Origin of the sequence: Streptomyces flavochromogenes, from assembly GCF_000717595.1 — a bacterium.
GTDB lineage: Bacteria > Actinomycetota > Actinomycetes > Streptomycetales > Streptomycetaceae > Streptomyces > Streptomyces flavochromogenes.
The window spans coordinates 273386-290302 of the sequence record NZ_JNZO01000001.1; the positions used below are offsets into that span (position 1 = coordinate 273386).

The 16917-nt window shown below is 71.9% G+C and carries 15 protein-coding genes and 1 pseudogene; 11 read left to right on the forward strand and 5 right to left on the reverse strand.

Annotated elements, in window-relative coordinates:
• Positions 1 to 174: 174 nt before the first annotated feature.
• The 3 genes from IF00_RS0101060 to IF00_RS0101070 all read right to left on the reverse strand — a co-directional run bounded on the left by IF00_RS0101060 (position 175) and on the right by IF00_RS0101070 (position 2000).
• On the reverse strand, positions 175 to 807 hold the full coding sequence (locus IF00_RS0101060; RefSeq protein WP_030313123.1) for a 4'-phosphopantetheinyl transferase superfamily protein: 633 nt from the start codon (positions 805 to 807) through the stop codon (positions 175 to 177).
• Between the two features lie 10 nt (positions 808 to 817).
• On the reverse strand, positions 818 to 1048 hold the full coding sequence (locus IF00_RS0101065) for a hypothetical protein (protein WP_030313125.1): 231 nt from the start codon (positions 1046 to 1048) through the stop codon (positions 818 to 820).
• Between the two features lie 94 nt (positions 1049 to 1142).
• Positions 1143 to 2000, reverse strand: coding sequence for a class-II aminoacyl-tRNA synthetase family protein (locus IF00_RS0101070; protein WP_030313127.1), 858 nt, complete (start codon positions 1998 to 2000; stop codon positions 1143 to 1145).
• A 421-nt stretch (positions 2001 to 2421) separates the two neighbouring features.
• On the opposite strand from IF00_RS0101070, the pseudogene IF00_RS0101075 reads away from it, so the two are divergent.
• The 6 genes and pseudogenes from IF00_RS0101075 to IF00_RS0101100 all read left to right on the forward strand — a co-directional run.
• Positions 2422 to 3507 (forward strand): annotated as a pseudogene (locus tag IF00_RS0101075) (phytanoyl-CoA dioxygenase family protein); the annotation flags it as partial.
• 260 nt (positions 3508 to 3767) lie between these two features.
• Positions 3768 to 6779: a DUF6271 family protein gene (locus IF00_RS47955; RefSeq protein ID WP_425338249.1), complete on the forward strand. Its 3012-nt coding sequence runs from the start codon at positions 3768 to 3770 to the stop codon at positions 6777 to 6779.
• A complete protein-coding gene (locus tag IF00_RS0101085) occupies positions 6776 to 8041 on the forward strand; it encodes an MFS transporter (protein ID WP_030313131.1) in 1266 nt (421 codons plus the stop codon). Before IF00_RS47955 ends, IF00_RS0101085 begins: the two co-directional genes overlap by 4 nt.
• A 275-nt stretch (positions 8042 to 8316) precedes the next feature.
• Positions 8317 to 9270, forward strand: a complete 954-nt coding sequence (locus tag IF00_RS0101090) for an NmrA/HSCARG family protein (RefSeq protein WP_030313133.1) — start codon at positions 8317 to 8319, stop codon at positions 9268 to 9270.
• Positions 9271 to 9360: 90 nt separating this feature from the next.
• On the forward strand, positions 9361 to 9714 hold the full coding sequence (locus IF00_RS0101095; RefSeq protein ID WP_030313135.1) for a DUF3040 domain-containing protein: 354 nt from the start codon (positions 9361 to 9363) through the stop codon (positions 9712 to 9714).
• Between the two features lie 150 nt (positions 9715 to 9864).
• On the forward strand, positions 9865 to 10053 hold the full coding sequence (locus tag IF00_RS0101100; RefSeq protein ID WP_030313137.1) for a CsbD family protein: 189 nt from the start codon (positions 9865 to 9867) through the stop codon (positions 10051 to 10053).
• Positions 10054 to 10133: 80 nt separating this feature from the next.
• On the opposite strand, the gene lepB is transcribed toward IF00_RS0101100, so the two are convergent.
• Complete coding sequence (lepB, locus tag IF00_RS0101105) at positions 10134 to 10868, reverse strand: signal peptidase I (RefSeq protein ID WP_078944484.1); 735 nt, start codon at positions 10866 to 10868, stop codon at positions 10134 to 10136.
• A 202-nt stretch (positions 10869 to 11070) separates the two neighbouring features.
• On the opposite strand from lepB, the gene IF00_RS0101110 reads away from it, so the two are divergent.
• Positions 11071 to 12885 (forward strand): ABC transporter ATP-binding protein, encoded by a 1815-nt coding sequence (locus tag IF00_RS0101110; RefSeq protein ID WP_030313141.1) that lies wholly within the window; start codon positions 11071 to 11073, stop codon positions 12883 to 12885.
• 252 nt (positions 12886 to 13137) lie between these two features.
• Here the strand turns inward: IF00_RS0101110 and IF00_RS0101115 are convergent, their stop codons facing one another.
• A complete protein-coding gene (locus tag IF00_RS0101115; RefSeq protein ID WP_030313142.1) occupies positions 13138 to 14103 on the reverse strand; it encodes a pirin family protein in 966 nt (321 codons plus the stop codon).
• Positions 14104 to 14223: 120 nt separating this feature from the next.
• Between IF00_RS0101115 and IF00_RS0101120 the strand changes: the two genes are divergently transcribed.
• The 4 genes from IF00_RS0101120 (at position 14224) to IF00_RS0101135 (ending at position 16816) form a co-directional block, all read left to right on the forward strand.
• Complete coding sequence (locus IF00_RS0101120; protein ID WP_030313144.1) at positions 14224 to 14571, forward strand: tetratricopeptide repeat protein; 348 nt, start codon at positions 14224 to 14226, stop codon at positions 14569 to 14571.
• A 52-nt stretch (positions 14572 to 14623) separates the two neighbouring features.
• Positions 14624 to 15031 (forward strand): DUF6153 family protein, encoded by a 408-nt coding sequence (locus IF00_RS0101125; protein ID WP_030313146.1) that lies wholly within the window; start codon positions 14624 to 14626, stop codon positions 15029 to 15031.
• 91 nt (positions 15032 to 15122) lie between these two features.
• Positions 15123 to 15803: a DUF305 domain-containing protein gene (locus tag IF00_RS0101130; RefSeq protein ID WP_030313148.1), complete on the forward strand. Its 681-nt coding sequence runs from the start codon at positions 15123 to 15125 to the stop codon at positions 15801 to 15803.
• 125 nt (positions 15804 to 15928) lie between these two features.
• Positions 15929 to 16816 (forward strand): F510_1955 family glycosylhydrolase, encoded by an 888-nt coding sequence (locus tag IF00_RS0101135; RefSeq protein ID WP_030313150.1) that lies wholly within the window; start codon positions 15929 to 15931, stop codon positions 16814 to 16816.
• Positions 16817 to 16917: the final 101 nt, after the last annotated feature.

Genomic DNA, 16917 nt, shown 5'->3' on the forward strand with positions numbered 1-16917 from the left:
CAGGATGCTTCTGCGGGTGGGGTGCTGCGCGGTCAACGTGACCTCCTGCTGGGGTGCGTGACGAACGTGGTTCCCGGCCGCTTGGAAGGTGGCGACGAGGACACGCTCGGGAGCACCCGGAACCTTCCGGAGCGACACGGAGGGAGGCTCTGGGGTAGGGGCGGGGGCGGATCGTCATGCGGAGGCGATCGTGATCCGCGTCGTGCAGGCCACGGCGGCGACGGCCGCGCGGGGCCGGTCCGTCCAGTCGAGGAGCCGCATCTCGCCCCCGTCGTCCTGATCGGTGCTGCCGGCCTTCAGCCGGGCTTCCGCCCGGACCCACAGACGCAGCAGTGCAGGGCCGGAATCCGGTGCGGCCGCGGCCTCCGCGAGGTCGGCTTCCGGGAGGAGCCGGCGGAGTACGTGGACGGGGCCGGGGCGGCGCGTCGAGGGCTCCACGTCGATGCCGATCGCGCCCGGCCCCGCGGCGGCCGCGACGAGACCGTCGGCGTGACTGAGGCTGACGCCCGTCTCGGGGCGGCCACGCAGGTACGGGCGGCCGTGGCCCTGCCCGCCGCACCCGGGGCACAGCTGGGCGAGGACCGGCGTGTCCGGCGGGAGGCCGGTGACGCGGGCGACGCACAGCCGCACGAGGAGGCGCGCCGCCAGTACGTCGTCCCGGCGGCTCGGCAGCCGTATCCCCGTGAGGCGACGCCGTTCCCACGGGGCCAGCATGCCCTCGTCCAGCTCGGGGTGGGCCAGCACTTCCGGGGTCGTCGCCACGATGGCCAGTGCCGTGGCCCGGTCCGGCTCGGGATCGCCCGTCATCGGGGGACGCTCAGCCGGCGGCGCTCAGGAAGCGCTCCTGGACGCGGCCGAGGGTGCGGAAGTCGTCGATGGTGACTTCCTGGAGGTCGATGCTGCTCCCGGAGAGCTCCTCCAGGAGGTCGATGAACTCCAGGAAGTCCATCGAGTCGATGAGACGCGCCTCGATGAGGTCCTCGTCGTGGGCGATCGGGCCGTCGAGGCCGGGGTTCTTCTCGTGCAGCCACTCGGCGATGCGTTCCATGGGAAGAGGTCGCTCCTTGCTCACAGCTGTCGTGGGGAATCGGGAAAGGGATGCGGGATGCGTCGGGGCGGCGCGGCGAAGCGGCGGCCTCGCTTCAGACGCGGGCGGCGCGGAGCCGGTCCAGGGCCTGCTCGGGGGTGCCGTGGGCGAGGATCATCGCGTGGATCCAGCGCTCGATGCCGAAGGCGACGCAGGCGCTGTACGCCGGCCCTTCCGAGCCCGCGCGGATGTCCAGCCGTTCGCCGAAGAAGTTGCGGTGCCGGTTCACGGAGGCGATGGCCGTGCCGTCGGGGGCGCAGAACTCGTGCTTGACCGGGTCGAGCGCCATCAGCCTGGCCCGGGAGCCGCCCTTGTCGTAGAAGGGGTCGTCGGCCACGGACCTGGTCAGTTCCAGGCCGAGCAGCGCGGCCGCTTCGAGGATGAACTCGGCTCCCCGTTCCAGGTGTTCGACGGATCCCTGCTTGGTGCCGAGGTACAGGACCTCACGCATGTGGAAGCCCCACAGGCGGCGCAGGCCGTCGTAGTGGGTCTCGTTGCGGAAGCAGCGGCCGGCGGCGGAGAGACGGAGGCCTTCCTCGCCGACGTCCCGGCCCTCCAGGGAGAGCAGCAGTCCGTAGCAGGTCGCGGACGGCAGCAGATAGCCGGTCGGCCGGAGGGGCAGCTCCCCCGGCGCCTCCCCGCCCGCGAGTCCGTCGAGCGCGTCCGGGGCGAAGTGTCCGGCGGAGACGCCGAGATGGGGGAAGTTGCGGAAGAAGTCGAGGCGCGTCAGGCCCTCCACGGACAGCAGCGGCGGGCCGACGACCTCCGGTGCCGAGAGTCGTGCGGCGAGTCCGGTGAGCAGTTCGTCGAGTCCTCGCAGGAGCGCGGTCCGGACCGGGTCCAGTGTGATCAGGCCCGCGCCCGGGCTCTTCAGGCCGCCGTCCGGCAGGGCCGTGGTGCTGCGTGTGCTCATGGAAACCGCTCCCTCTGGGCGTGGGCGAACCGAGATGCGGGTGAACGCCCATGGACGTGGTCGCCTTCGACCGCGAAGCGCAGCAGCGATGAAGTCGGCTGACATCCCTGCGGGACCGGACTGCGCAAGGGGACAGTAGGTCAGCCTCGTGCAGGTTGTCTAGACCAAAGCCGATAGGCTGCCACATGCAACTCCGCATATTGAGACGTCACTTGACAACAAGTATGGTCTAAACCAATTGTTCTGAACGGCGTGGCCCACACATCCCGCGCCGGGCGCCGCCGTGCGTCCGCTCCGTACCCCCGACGTCCGCCCTTCCGTCTGCCCGTGCCACTCGCCCCCGGCTCCGCGCCGAGGGTTTCTCCGTGCTGTCCACCGGCCGGGGAACGCGTTGCCCCGACTCCCGCCCTGGAGGGACCAGATGACGACGCCCGCACCCCATCGCCCCCGCCGCCGCCCCCACCTCCACCGGGCGGCCTCGGACCTGCCGTACTTCAGCGCGGACGGCGAGTCCTATCTCGCCCAGACCACGCTGCGGGAGCTGAAGAAGTCACGGCCGCTGCGGGTGCTGTCCGAGGAGGACTTCGCGCACTGGCAGACGTACGGCTACGTCATTGTCCGCGAGGCGATCCCGGCGGAGGCTGCCAAGCGCCTGCTCGACTTCGCCTGGGACTTCCAGGGCCTCGACCCGGACAGGCCGGAGACCTGGTACGAGGACCGGCCGTTCCGCTCCGAGCTCGACCAACAGCTGCACGTCTACGGCTTCGTGGAGGCGTACCACCACCAGCTCCTCTGGGACAACCGCCAGGCCCAGCGCGTCTACGACGCCTTCGTGGACGTCTGGGACTGCGAGGAGCTGTGGGTCACCCAGGACCGGCTCAACCTCAACCCGCCCAACATCGGGAACCGCGACCGTGCCCTCATCGAGCCCACGGACCGCGGCTTCGACATCGAACTGCACTGGGACATCGACACCACGCTCGGGGTCCCTCCGCAGCGCGTGCAGGGGATCATCGCGCTCAACGACACCCGGCCCGAGTCGGGCGGCTTCCAGTGCGACCCGGAGCTGTTCCGGCGATTCGAGGAGTGGAAGGTCGCCCAGCCGGCCGACCGCGACCCGCTGCGACCCGCCGTGGACCGCACCGAGTACCCCGTCGTACGCCCCGATCTGCGCCCCGGCGACCTGCTGATCTGGAACGGACTGCTCGCCCATGGCGTGGCACGCAATGTGTCCGAGGACCAGGTGAGGGCGGTCCAGTACCTGTCGATGATGCCGGCGCTCGAGGAGCACGAGCGGCTCAGGCGGTCGCGCGTCGACTCCTGGCGGCACCTGCGCACCCCGCGCTGGAACCGGACCCTGGTGGGCGACCCCGTGCTCCACGAGTCCAAGCGGTACCCGACTGCCACCCTGAACGACCTCGGCAGCCGTCTGCTGGGCCTCACCTCGTGGAAGGACGCGGCGGAAGCATCCACGTCCGACGGAGGCGAGGGTGCGGGCGCGGCTTCGGGTCCGGGCACCGGTTCAGGTTCGGGTTCGGCCGACGGCGCGGGCGCAGGCACCGGCGCGGGCGTCGGTGCGGACACGGGCACCGGCGCGGGCGCGGAGGCCACCCGCGCGGCGGCTCCGGCCGGAAGCCCGGCCGCGAGCCCGGACCCGGCCGCCGGCAAGGGCGCCGCCACCGTCCCCGACCAGGGAGGGGAGCCGGCGTGCGCCGTGTCTGTCTGACCCTGCCCACCCACCGGGCCTGCGCCGCGACCGTCCGGGCCGTGGCCGAGGAGGCCGCGTACGGCGCCCGCGCGTTCGGCGTGGAGGTGCTGCTCCTCGTCCTGGACTCCTCCGACGCCGAGATCGTCGCCGAGCACCGCGCCGTGATCGCCTCGCTGCCCGTCGTCCCCGGGGTCGTCGTCCACCACCTCGACGAGGACGAGCAGCGGGACTTCCTGCGGGAGGTCATCGCCCGGTCCGGCGTCCCCGCGCCGGACCGCGTGCTCCGCCTGATGCTGCCCGACCGCGTCTCCTACGGCGCCTGCACCAACCGCGCCTTCCTCCTCGCGGAGGCCCTGGGCTGCACGTCGGTCCACCGCCGCGACTCGGACAGCCGCTACCAGTACCTGGACGGGGAACCGGTCTTCCCCCTCCACCACGAACTCACGGCACTGGGGCTGCGAGCCGCCGACGTGGCCGGTCTGGTCTCCCGGAGCAGGCTCGACCCCGCCTGCGCGGACCGGCCGGTGTCCCTGGTGGGCGGCTCCTTCGTCGGCGAGATGTCCGTGGACGTCGAGGAGATCCGCCGTATCGACCCGGGGATCTACGAGGACGTCGTCGGCCTGTCGGTCCCCTCCGACTACCCGGAGATCTGGCGCAGGAACCTGATCGCCGAGTCGTTCCGGGGCGCCGGAACCGCCGCGTACACCGCAGACCGGACGACTCTCATGAGCGTCAGCCCGACGCGTGTGGACATGTGCAACATCGCCTTCGACCGCGAGGTGTACGGCCGGGTGCCGCTGCCACCCGCCACCGACACCATCGGCAGCGACTACTTCCTCATCCATCTGGTCCAGGACGCCCGCCTCCCGGGCGTCCTCCACAACCGGCACATCGTCAACTTCCATACCGACGAACGCCGTTCGGACGCCGGTTTCCTCGCCTACCAGCTTCGCTTCGCCAAGTACCTCCTTTCCACACCCCACTTCGCGTCGGTCTACTCCGCGATGACGGAGGCCGGTGACGCACTGCTCGACGCCGAGGGTCACGTCCGGGCCTCCGTCGTCTCCGGGTTCGTCAGGAACAGCACCCGAGTGGACCGGTCGGCGAACGCCGAACGGCTCGCCGTCCTCGACCGCTCCTACCGCGCCCTGGGCGGCCGCTACACCGGCGCGGCCGACGCCCTCGCCCCTCTCCGCGAGCAGCTCCTCGACGAGGCACGGCAGGACATGGAGGAGTTCGCCCTGCTGACCGACGCGTGGGAGTCGCTGACCCGCGCGAGCCGGACGGTCCCCCCGAGGAACGCCCGCACCCTCACCGTGGCGTACGCCGGGGGCGAGGAGCGCCGGGGCCCCGTCTCCATGGGGCAGGCCAACATGATCCGCTGCATGCTGCGGGACGAGCCGGACCACATCAACATCCACGATGTGTGGCCCGTGCCCGAGGGGACACGGACGGAGTCCGCGATCGAGGCCCTCCGGGCGCTCGCGGTACGGCACGAGGCGCTCCGTACGACGTTTCCGCACGCCGCCGGGAGCGCACCCCGGGAGCAGGTGGTGGCGGCCGAAGGGACGTTCACGGTCACCGTCCTCGATCACGACGACCTGCCGGACGACCCCACCGGGTACGCCGAGTCGTTGGCCCGCCGGGCCCGCGCCGAACGCTTCGCCCTGGACCGGGACTTCCCCCTCCGCATCTCCCTCGTCGCCCGGTCCGGCGCACCCGTCTTCGTGGCCGTGGCGGCGAGCCACGCCGTGACCGACGTCAGCGCCCTCGCGGTCCTCAAGGAGGAGTGGCTGAGCCTGCTCGCCGGTGAGACCCTCCCGCCGCCGGCGTCCCTCACACCGCTCGGCCTCGCCGCCGAGGAGGCGACCCCGGCCGGGCTCCGCAGGTCCGAGGCCTCGCTGCGGTACTGGGAGCGGATCATCCGCACCGGACCCCAGGCCATGTTCGCCGAGCCGGGCGCCGAGGGGACCGACGTGCGGACTCCGCAGCTCACCCTCCGCTCCCGGCGGGCCGCGCGGGCCCTCGCGCTCGTGGCCGAGCGGACCGGAGGCATGCCGTCCACAGTGCTGCTGACCGCGTGGTGCGCGCTCGTCGCCCACCGTACGGACCAGCCCGCGTGCGTGGCCGCCGTCCCGACGTCCAACCGCTACCACCCCCGGCTCACCCGCTCGGTGAACACGCTGTCCCAGGACGCGCTGCTCGCCCTCGACGTCCGGGTACCGACCTTCGACGCACTGCTCAAGAAGGCCTGGGGGGCGGCGCTCAACGCGTACCGGCACAGTCGGTTCGACGCGGTGGCGCTCTGGGAGATGATCGGGAGGACGACTCACGAACGGGGCAGCCGGTTCGCGCGCGATGTCGTCTTCAACGACGTCAGCACGCTTCCCGCAACGGTCACGACGGTCACGTCCGCGGCCGAGGAGGCTGCGGCGGCCGCGACCCCGGAGACAGCCAATGGACCTGATCTGGAACTGAGTTGGGGCCCGGACCAGGTGCTGCCGACCCGCGTCCTGACCTTCGTCCACGCGATCCGCCCGGTACTGCACCTGAGCACCTGGTCGGATCCCGCGCTGTTCAAGCGGGACGAGGCGGAGGCCTTCCTGACCGGCCTCGTACGGCTTCTGGAGGCGGCCGCCACGGACGACGTACCCCTCGCGTCGCTGACCGAGGTGACGGGTGTCCGTCCCGTCGAGCGGGGACCGAGGTGGTGCCGGGTCGACGGGTCCTGGACGTCGCCGCCGCTCGTGGCGCAGGCACTGAGCGAGGCCCTGGAGGGCCTGTCCGTACACGTGACCGCGGATGCCGCGACGCCGGACGCCACGACCCCGGACGGCCCGACGCCGAAGGACGCGATCCTGACGGCGTACATCGCCGCCGGCGACACCCCGCTGACACCGGCACGGGCCCACACCGCACTGATGGACGCGCTCCCCGGTCGCCCCGGAGTACTGGCCCCGCGCCGGTACGTGATCGTCCAGAACCCGCCGACGGAGGCGGACCGGACCAGCGCCTGGCTCCGGCAGCAGATTCTCAGGGAAGGGACCGGCCGGGACCGGGATGTGACATGACGATGGATGAGGCAACCGCGCAACGGGAGCAGGCCATTCCTCCCAGCCCGTGGCGATCGAGTCGCTTCCGGCTGTTCTTCACCGCGCGCAGCACCTCGCTGCTCGCCGACGGCATGCTGATGGTGTCGCTCACGACCGCCGTGCTCGGCGCGGGATACGGGGCGGGCGGTGTGGGATACGCCCTCGCCGCGTGGATGGCACCGATCGTGCTGCTCGTGTTGTTCGGCGGCGTGCTCGCCGACCGGTTCACGCCGCAGGTGATGATGGTCGGCGCGGACGTGGTGCGCATGGTGGCCATGCTGGCGCTCGCGGTACTGCTGATCGGCTCGGACGTGCGGCTGTGGCACATCATGGCGCTGCTCGCGCTCAGCGGCGCCGCGACCGCGATGTTCCAGCCGGGTCTGGCGAGTCTGGTCCCCCGGGTCGCCGAGGACATCCAGCGGGCCAACGCGCTGCTGCGGATCTCCGAGGCGATCTGCACGCTGCTCGGACCGGGCGTGGCAGGCCTTCTCGTGGCCTACTGGAACGTGGCGGGTTCGTTCGTGGTCATCGCGGCGGCGTACGCGCTGAGCGCCCTCGGCCTGGCACCGCTGCGTCGGCTCGGCACCGCCAAGGACGAGAGCGACGACCCGATGTGGCACCGGCTGGCCACCGGCTGGCACGAGTTCAGGTCGCGCTCGTGGCTGTGGGGCGTCATCGCGGTGTGGGCGGTGTACGGCCTGTTCGTCTTCGGCCCGGCGCTGCCGCTCGGCGCGGCGCTGCTCACCGAACAGCACGGTGCGAGCGGCTACGGCTGGATCGCCTCGGCCGACGGAGCCGGCACGATCGTCGGCGGCCTGCTCGGCATGCGGGTCCGCCCGAGGCGCCCGCTGGTCGCGGGAGCCTGCGCGATGTTCTTCTTCGCCCTCAACCCCCTCGCACCCGCTCTGGGCTGGTCCTTCACGGTGACGGCGCTCACCGGCGTCGTGGCGGGCTGCGGGTTCGCCTTCTGGGGCGTCATGTGGGCGACGAGCGTGCAGTCCCACATCCCGCTCGCCGTCCTGAGCCGCGTCTCGGCGTACGACGTGGCCGGCTCCATCATGGTCATCCCCCTGGGCCGAGCCCTGGCCGGCCCGGCGGCGGACGCCTACGGCGCGGACCGGGTGCTGCTGTTCTCGTCGGTCATGGGCGTCGCCCTGATCGGCGTCATGCTCTCCGTACCCGCGATCCGCTCACTGGGACGCTCACCGAAGGAGTCACCGGCTCCGGCCACGGGTACGTAGGGGCGTCGTCGATCGGGACCGCGGCTCCGACGGCCCGGTCCCGCGGGCCGCCGTCACCCTGGACGCCCGCGCCGCCCGTATCCGCCGGCGCCGGCGGCTCCTCTTGCACTCCGAAGCCGAGCCCGAAGCCGAGACCGCGGTCGAGACCGAGTCCTCGTCACGGGGCCGAGGTGTCCGGTCGGCCCTCGCATGCGGAGGGCCGTTCGCGGGAAGACTCCCGGAGGAGGCCTTCGGGCCCCACGGGTTCCGCACGCGGCTGCGAGGCGATTCCAGTCATGACCGCCAAGAAGATCATCACGGTGTTCGGCGCGACCGGACGGCAGGGCGGGGCCCTCGTGCGGGCCGTTCTCGCGGACCGGGACGGAGCGTTCACGGTCCGTGCCGTCACGAGGCACCCCGACGGGGATCCCGCCGCGGAGCTGAAGCAGCTGGGTACGGAAGTCGTACGGGGGGACATGGACGACCCGTCGAGCCTCGGCCCCGCCTTCGAGCACGCGTACGGCGCCTTCCTGATGACGAACTTCTGGGAGCACATGTCCGCGGAGCGGGAGAAGACCCAGGCCGAAGCCCTGGCCCGGGCCGCCTCGCACGCGGGGGTGCAGCACGCCATCTGGTCGACGCTCGAGGACACCCGGGAATGCGTGCCGCTCGACGACGAGCGGATGCCGACGCTCCAGGACCACTACAAGGTGCCGCACTTCGACGGAAAGGCCGAGGCGGACCGCTTCTTCCTCGACGCGGGCGTGCCGACGACGTTCCTCCGCACCACCTTCTTCTGGGAGAACCTGTTCGGTTCCTTCGCCCCGCAGCGCGGCGCGGACGGGGCGCTGTGGCTGACGTACCCGATGGGCGACGCCAGGCTCTCCGGGATGGCCGTGGACGACGTCGGCAGGACGGCACTGGCCGTCTTCGCACGCGGTACGGATCTCATCGCGGCGACGGTCAGCATCGCCGGCGAACACCTCAAGGTCGCCGACATGGCCGCGGCCCTGACGGAATCGCTCGGCGAACCGGTGCGCTACCGCCCCCTCACTCCGAACGAATGGCGTGCGCAGGGATTCCCGGGCGCAGACGAGTCGGGGAACATGTTCCAGTACTACGCGGACTGCGAGCAGCACTTCACCGAGGCCCGGGACATCGACGCCGTCCGGGGCCTCAACCCCGCCCTCCAGGACTTCGGCACATGGCTCGCGGCGCACCGGGATCGTCTGCGCACCACCTGGACGTGACCGGTGACGCCGTGACGGCATGGGCGACCCGACCGTGATCCGTGAGACCCGACGGTGACCGGACCGCTCGACGCTCGACGGGAGTTCGGCATGCACGATCCCCATCCCAGGCTCACCCATCAGGAACGGAAGATCCTCGAGGGCATCGAAGCCGGCCTTCGCGGCGATGCGTCCCTCAACCGCAGGCTGCGTTCGCTCGGGCACACCACAGCGGACACGGAAGGCAGCTGGGGCGCGGCCCTGCGGCATCGCCTCGGCTGGTCCACCGCCGTCCTCGCCATCGGCTGCGTGGCCCTGTTCCTGCTCGCGGTCGCGTCCTCGTCGTCCGGTGCGCTGTGGCTCTTCTCCGCGGTGTGGGTGATCACCGTGGTGTGCCTGATGCGGCTGCTGCTGCGGGCGGTGGCCCGACGACGGGACGCGGCGGCACGGCGGCGGGCGGACTGAGCGCGGGGGATGCGCGTCCACGTCCGCGCACGCACGGGCGCCCGTCGGCGACCGGCCGTCCCGTTACCCCCGCATGAACCCCGGCATCAGGGGCAGCGGCAGGGAGAAGGCAAGCGACCCGGCGTGGGATTCGACGGAAGGAACCCGATCATGCGCAAGAGCACCGTGCAGAAGGGCAAGGGCGCGATCAAGGAGGCTGCGGGGAAGACCACGGGCGACACGGGCCTGGAGGCCGAGGGCAAGGCCGACCAGATGGCGGCCGAGGCCCGCGCGGCGATCGAGCGGGTCCACGAGAGCGCGCGGAAGGCACACGACGACACGCAGCGACGCAGCTCCTGAGCGATGAAGCGACGCAGCCCCTGAGCGGCGGGCCGCCTGGGCGGCTCATCTCCCGTCGAGCAGCCGTTGGCCCCTGACCCTCATCGACCCGGGCCCGTCGGAGCGGGCGGGTGGAGGTACGGGCTCTCCCGCCGCGCGGCGCGCGAAGCGATCTCGATGGCGAGCCCGCCGACGGTGCCGAGCAGCCCGCACAACGCCGTCAGCACCAGCAGGAGCAGCCCCGTGCGGTTCTCGAGGGCCCGGGCCTCGACCGCGGTGGCCGCGACGCCGCCCGACTGCTCGTCGAGCGAGAAGCGGGAGTCGAGGGAGTTCGCGCGGTGGTCGCCGAGCAGGAACAGCATCCCTTCGGGGACCACCACGTCGTACGCGACGGGGACGCCGGACGGATCGCCGTCCTTCACGTACGGCTCCGTCAGCGGTACCCCGTTCACTGTCACGGGACCGCCGGGGCCCTGCCGGACGTGGTCGCCGCCCATGCCGATCACACGACGGAGCAGGAGCCGGATCCCGTTGCGGTCCTCCGCCCGGTGGAGCACCACATCGCCCCGCTCGACCTCGCCCGCTTCGATGCGCTCGAAGAAGACGCGATCGCCCTGCGGGTAGGTCGGGTTCATGGAGTCGCCTGCGACGGTGGCCGTCGTGTATCCGGTGCCGAGGAGCACGATCCCGCCGACGGCCGCGGTCAGTCCCGCCGCACCCAGCACGCGGCCGACGAGCCTCTGCCGGCGTCGGATGACACCGGACCGGGCGAACGCGGCGTCCCCGTCGGAGGAAGTGTCCTCCGGAATACGTGCACGTGCGTCCCTCGCGTCCATGGCCCCTCCGATTCGGCGTTGCGGCCGGAATTATCGGCCCCTGAGACGATGACCTGTCAACCAGAGGAATAATTGGGGCCAATTGCACCACCGGGTCGCGAGGGGCTCCGCTGGAGCCACCCCGGGAAAACCCTTGGACGGCGTGACTCCGTTCACGGAAAACTGCCCATCCTGTCTACTTTGATCCGAAAGGCAGGAATGGATGGGAACACCCGAATCGCGCAAGCGTTCGCCGGGCAAGGGCTCGGTGCTTCTCGCGCTTCGCTTCTACACACGGGAGCTGACCCGGCTCAAGCGGTGGACCGTGCCCGCGATGCTGCTACCGGCCCTGGGCAACATCGGCATCTTCTACATCGTGCCGCTGATCGTCGCGAAGCTCGTCGGCCGCATCGCGGGGGAATCCGACGGCGGCCTCGGCCCGATGCTGCCGTACGTCCTCGGCTTCGCCGGTGTGCTGCTGTTCGCCGAGGCCCTGTGGCGCGTCGGGCTGCACTGTCTGAACCGTCTTGACGCGCTCGGCATCGAGCACCTGTACGTGATCGGGATGGACGCGCTGTTCGCCAAGGACGCCGCCTTCTTCCACGACAACTTCGCCGGCTCGCTGACCAAACGGGTCCTCAGCTTCGCCTCGCGGTTCGAGGAGTTCGTCGACACGCTCACCTTCTCGGTGATGGGCAAGTTCGTACCCCTGGTGTTCGCGTCGGTGGTGCTGTGGACGTACGAACCCCTGCTCGTGGTCGGGCTCCTGGCGATGATCGCGGTCACGACCCTGTGCGTGCGGCCCCTGATCCGTCGCCGCCAGGCGCTCGTCGACCAGCGGGAGGAGGCGATCGCCCGGGTGTCGGGCCACGTCTCCGACAGCCTGATGAACATGGACACGGTCCGGTCGTTCGCCGCCGAGGAACGCGAGGCGGCCGAACACCGCTCGCGCGTGGCCGAATCGCGCCGACTCACGCTGCGTTCATGGGACTACGGCAACCTGCGCATCGACACGCTCATCGCACCGATGTCCGTGCTGACCAACGTCCTCGGCCTGGTGCTCGCACTCTCTCTGGGCGCGGGCGAGCACGGCGTCGAGGCCGTCGTCGTCGCCTTCACCTACTACTCCAACGCCACACGGATCATGTTCGAGTTCAACCAGATCTACCGCCGCCTGGAAAGCTCGATGACCGAAGCCGCCCAGTTCACCGACCTGCTGCAGACGCCGCCGACCGTACGGGACCCGGAGACGCCGGAACCGCTCCTCTCCGACGGCGCCGATGTCCGCTTCGAGCAGGTGACGTTCGCCCACGCGGGCGCGAAGCCGCTCTTCGAGGGCCTGGAGCTGGCCGTGCCCAGCGGGGCGAAGGTGGGTTTCGTGGGCCGGTCCGGCGGAGGCAAGACCACGCTCACCCGGTTGCTGCTGCGGATGACGGACATCGACGGCGGCCGGATCACGATCGGCGGGCAGGACATCAGCCGGCTGCGGCAGGCCGAACTGCGCAGCCTGATCGCCTATGTGCCGCAGGACCCGGCGATGTTCCACCGCACCCTGCGGGAGAACATCGCCTTCGCCCGGCCGGACGCCACCGACGCCGAGATCCGCCGTGCGGCCGAGGCGGCGCACGTCACGGAGTTCGTCGACACGCTGCCCGAGGGCTTCGACACGATGGTGGGAGAGCGCGGAGTGAAGCTGTCCGGCGGCCAGCGCCAGCGGGTCGCCCTCGCGCGGGCGATTCTGCGCGACGCGCCGATCCTGCTGCTCGACGAGGCGACCAGCGCCCTGGACTCCGAGAGCGAGATCCTCGTACAGGACGCGCTCTGGCGCCTCATGGACGGGCGGACGGCCCTCGTGGTGGCGCACCGGCTGAGCACGGTCGCCACCATGGACCGGCTCGTGGTCCTCGACAGCGGACGCATCGTCGAGCAGGGCACGCACCACGAGCTGCTCGCCACGGAGGGTGCCTACGCGAAGCTGTGGCAGCACCAGTCGGGCGGCTTCCTGGACGACACCGCCACCACGGCGGAGCAGATGTAGAACCTGCTGAACGCCGCCGGCTCACCGCCCCGGCTCCTCATGGGCCGTGCGGGGACCGGCATGTGGCCGCTCCGGGCACCGGAGGAACACATGCGCGGCCCCCGGATGCGGCGGCCGCGCCGTCACTCACGGCCGGAGTTCCGGCCGATGCCACGACGGCATCACCGACACGCCCGGCGCCGTCACCGAAAGCCAGAGGCATGGCCCGGCCCGGCGAGCGCCCTTCGGGCGTCGGCCGGGAGGAGGTCGAGGTCAGCGCACCCGCCCCCGGGCCTTCAGGTGGGCGGCCGGGACCTTCGGGGCCGGCAGGGGGTCGCCGTCGTAGCCCTTGACCTCGCCGAAGCGGGTGCCGGTCGTCCAGGCCTCGCGCGCCTCCCGGATCTCCTCGTCCGTGCGGCCCACGAAGTTCCACCACATGACGATCTCCTCCTCGAACGGTTCGCCGCCGAGGAGCATCAGACCGGCGTCGGAGACCGCGCGGAGGGGGAGCTCGGTGCGGCCGCAGCCGAGGTAGAGCATGGACCCGGGCAGGACCGGGACGCCGTCGACGTGGACCTCGCCGGACATGGCGAGGACCGCGTACTCGAAGTCGGGGTCCAGGGGGAGGCGAGTCTCCGTGCCGGAGGTGAGCGCGAGGTCGGCGCCGACGATCGGGCTGTACGTCGTGCCGGGTGAGACGGCGCCGTCGAGTTCGCCGAGGATCACCGTGGCCGTCAGGCCCGGGCTCGTGATCCGGGGCAGGTCGGCGTGGTGCTGGAAGTGCGGCTCCACATGGCGGTGGGCGTCGGGGAGGGCCACCCAGAGCTGCGCTCCGTGGAGGAAGCGGGCGTGCGGCCGTGGGCTCTCCTCCGAGTGGGAGATCGCCCGGCCCGAGGTCATCAGGCCGAGCTCGCGCGGCAGGATGGCCTGGAGGCTGCCGGTGGAGTCGCGGTGCAGGACCTCGCCCTCGTGGAGCCAGCTGACGGTCTGGAGTCCCATGTGCGGGTGCGGCGGGACCTGCATGCCCGGTTCGTCGGCGATGTCGTCGGGGCCGTAGTGGTCGACGAACGCCCAGGCCCCGACCATCCGCCGGCCCAGGTTCGGGAGCAGTCGGCGGACCTCGGTCGACTCGCCGAGCTGGACGTGGCGGGGGCTGAGGAGTTCCCGTACCGGCTCGGCGACGACGAATCCGCGGCCGCCGCACACGGTCAGCGCGGCCTGGCGATCAAGATTGCTCATGCTCAACCTGTTCCTGTCCGGAGACGGCAACCATTGTGGAATGTTCAACCATCTCGCTGTGTTGACGTGGTCGACCACCCCACAGGGTGACAGATCCAGGCCTCGGGAAAGGGCGAGCAAGTGAGCGACACGTACTACGAGTTCGGAACGGCCGGCGAGCGCTGGGACCGGGCCCGGCTCTTCTTCGACGCGAAGGAGTACGGAACAGCCGTCCGCATCCTCACCGGGCTGGTCGCGGAGCACCCGGAGCAGACGGCCCAGCGGCTCCTTCTCGCCCGGGCCTACTACCACTCCGCCCAGCTCTCCCGGGCCGAGACCGAGCTGCGGGCGATCCTGGAGCGCGACCCGGTCGAGCACTACGCCCGGCTGATGCTCGGCCGCACCCTGGAGCGCCTGGGACGTACGGACGAGGCCGCGCCGCACCTGCGGATGGCCGCCGCGATGGCAGGCGAGACACCGCCGGCCTGACACTCCACCGATACCCCCGTCCGGTATATTCGGCGGCCAGGAGGTCCTGGCCGTGCGTACACACCGAGCGGAACGCCGCAGACGAGCAGAAGGTGCCCTGGCGCAGCTTCTGCTCGTCGTCGTGCTCGCGCTCGGGGTGTTCCTGATGCACGCCGTCGGCCACCCCGAGGGGTCCGCCGGCGGAACGGGGACCGGCTCGGTGTCCGCCCACCACTCCGTCGCCGCCCACGGTGACGAGGGCTCCGATTCGGGGCACGAGCCGGGTTCGGGGACGGACATGACCACTCTGTGCGTGGCCGTCCTCGCCGGCTGGCTGTTCGCGGGGCTCGTCAGAGCCGCGCTCGGCCGCCGCCCCGACTGGCTCACCGTGCTGCTCGCGCGGCTGACGACCGCGCTGGGGCCGCACGCGCCCCCGCCCCGACCTCCCGACCTCGCCCGGCTGTCCGTCCTGCGGATCTAGGCCGTATCGCCACCGCGGGCGCCTCGCGCTGCCCGTGAACGCCTTCGGCCTGCACCTTTCCGTCTGTACGACCAGCACACGAGGTATCACCATGCGTTCCATCACCCCTCGCACCGTCAGGAAGTTCGCCCTCGTCGGCGCCGCCACCGCGACCGGGCTGCTGCTCACCGCCTGCGGCACGGACGACGGCATCAGCGGAATGGACCACGGCGGTCCGTCCGCCACGACGTCCGCCTCCGCGTCCGGTTCCGCCTCGGCCGCCCCGTCCGCCTCCGCTTCCGGCTCCTCCGGCGCGACCGCCGCACCCGGCGCCTTCAACGACGCGGACGTCATGTTCGCGCAGATGATGATCCCCCACCACGAGCAGGCCCTGGAGATGGCGAAGCTCGCCGACGGCCGGGCCGAGGACGCCGAGGTCAAGAAGCTGGTCACCGCGATCGAGCAGGCCCAGGACCCCGAGATCCAGAAGATGAAGGCCTGGCTCAAGGGCTGGGGCAGGCCCGAGTCCGCCGGTCACGGCGGCGGGGGCGGCCACGGCATGGCCGGGATGATGTCCGACCAGGAGATGAAGGACCTCGCCGCGGTCAAGGGCAAGGCCTTCGACCGCACGTTCGCCGAGCTCATGATCGCCCACCACAACGGCGCCGTCGACATGGCGAAGGACGAGCAGAGGAACGGCGAGAACCCCACCGCCAAGGCGCTCGCCGACGACGTCGTACGGACCCAGTCCGACGAGGTCACCGCCCTGAAGAAGATCCTCGACCGGCTCTGATCCGGTCCGGCTCCCCCTTCCCGTACACACGGCGCACGGATACGTCCGCGCGCCACGGGCGGCCCGTCCCTCTCCGGAGCGGGCCGCCCCGCCGCGCCGTACCCCTGCTCCCGGGCGAAGGAACGATGACGAAGCGCCTCCCCCTCCCCAAGGCCACCGCCGCTGCCGCCCTCACCCTCGGCCTCGCCCTCACCGCATGCGCGTCGTCCGGTGGCTCCTCCGACGGCAGGGCCCCCCGCGCCGGCTCCGCCGCGGCCCTCAGCCACATCCACGGGCTCGGCCTGCGCGACGGCAGCCTCTACGTCGCCACCCACCAGGGCCTCTACACACCCGACGCCGACGGCGATCCGATCCCCGTCGGCCACCGCCGGGACGACTTCATGGGCTTCACCGTCACGGCCGACGGCGACTTCCTCGCGAGCGGACACCCGGCCCCGGGTGCCGGCGGTCCCGCAGACCTCGGTCTCGTCGCGTCGACGGACTCCGGGCGCACCTGGCGGGAGAAGTCGCTCGCCGGGAAGGTCGACTTCCACGCCCTCGACACCGCCCGCGACTCCACCGTCTACGGGTACGACAGCGCGAACGGACGGCTCCGGGTCAGTGCCGACGGCGTCACCTGGGACGACCGCGCGGCGCTGCGCGCCCTCGACATCGCCGTCTCCCCCGCCGACCCGGGGACGGTCCTCGCCTCCACCGAGTCCGGTGTGGCCCGCAGCACGGACGGCGGCAGGACCTTCGCGACCGGTACGGGCCGCGTCCTCGCGTACCTCTCGTGGGGCGCCCCCGACGCCCTCTTCGGTGTCGGTCCCGACGGCGTCCTCTTCCGCGGTACGGGCGGGGGCGCCGGCTGGACCCGGGTCTCCACCGTGCCCGGCGGGGCACCGCAGGCGCTCACGGTCGTGGACGCCCGCCGTCTGCTCGTCGCGACCGGGGACGGGGTGTACGAGTCACGGGACGCGGGCCGGACCTTCGCGCGCCGGATGGCGGTGGAGACCACGGGCGACGCCCACTGACCGGCACCGCTGCGCCGCGATGGCGGCCCTGACCGCCGGCATCCCGCCCGGCCCGGGCCGACCCCGGCCGGGCCTGCCCTGCGCCTCCGAGTCGGGTCGTG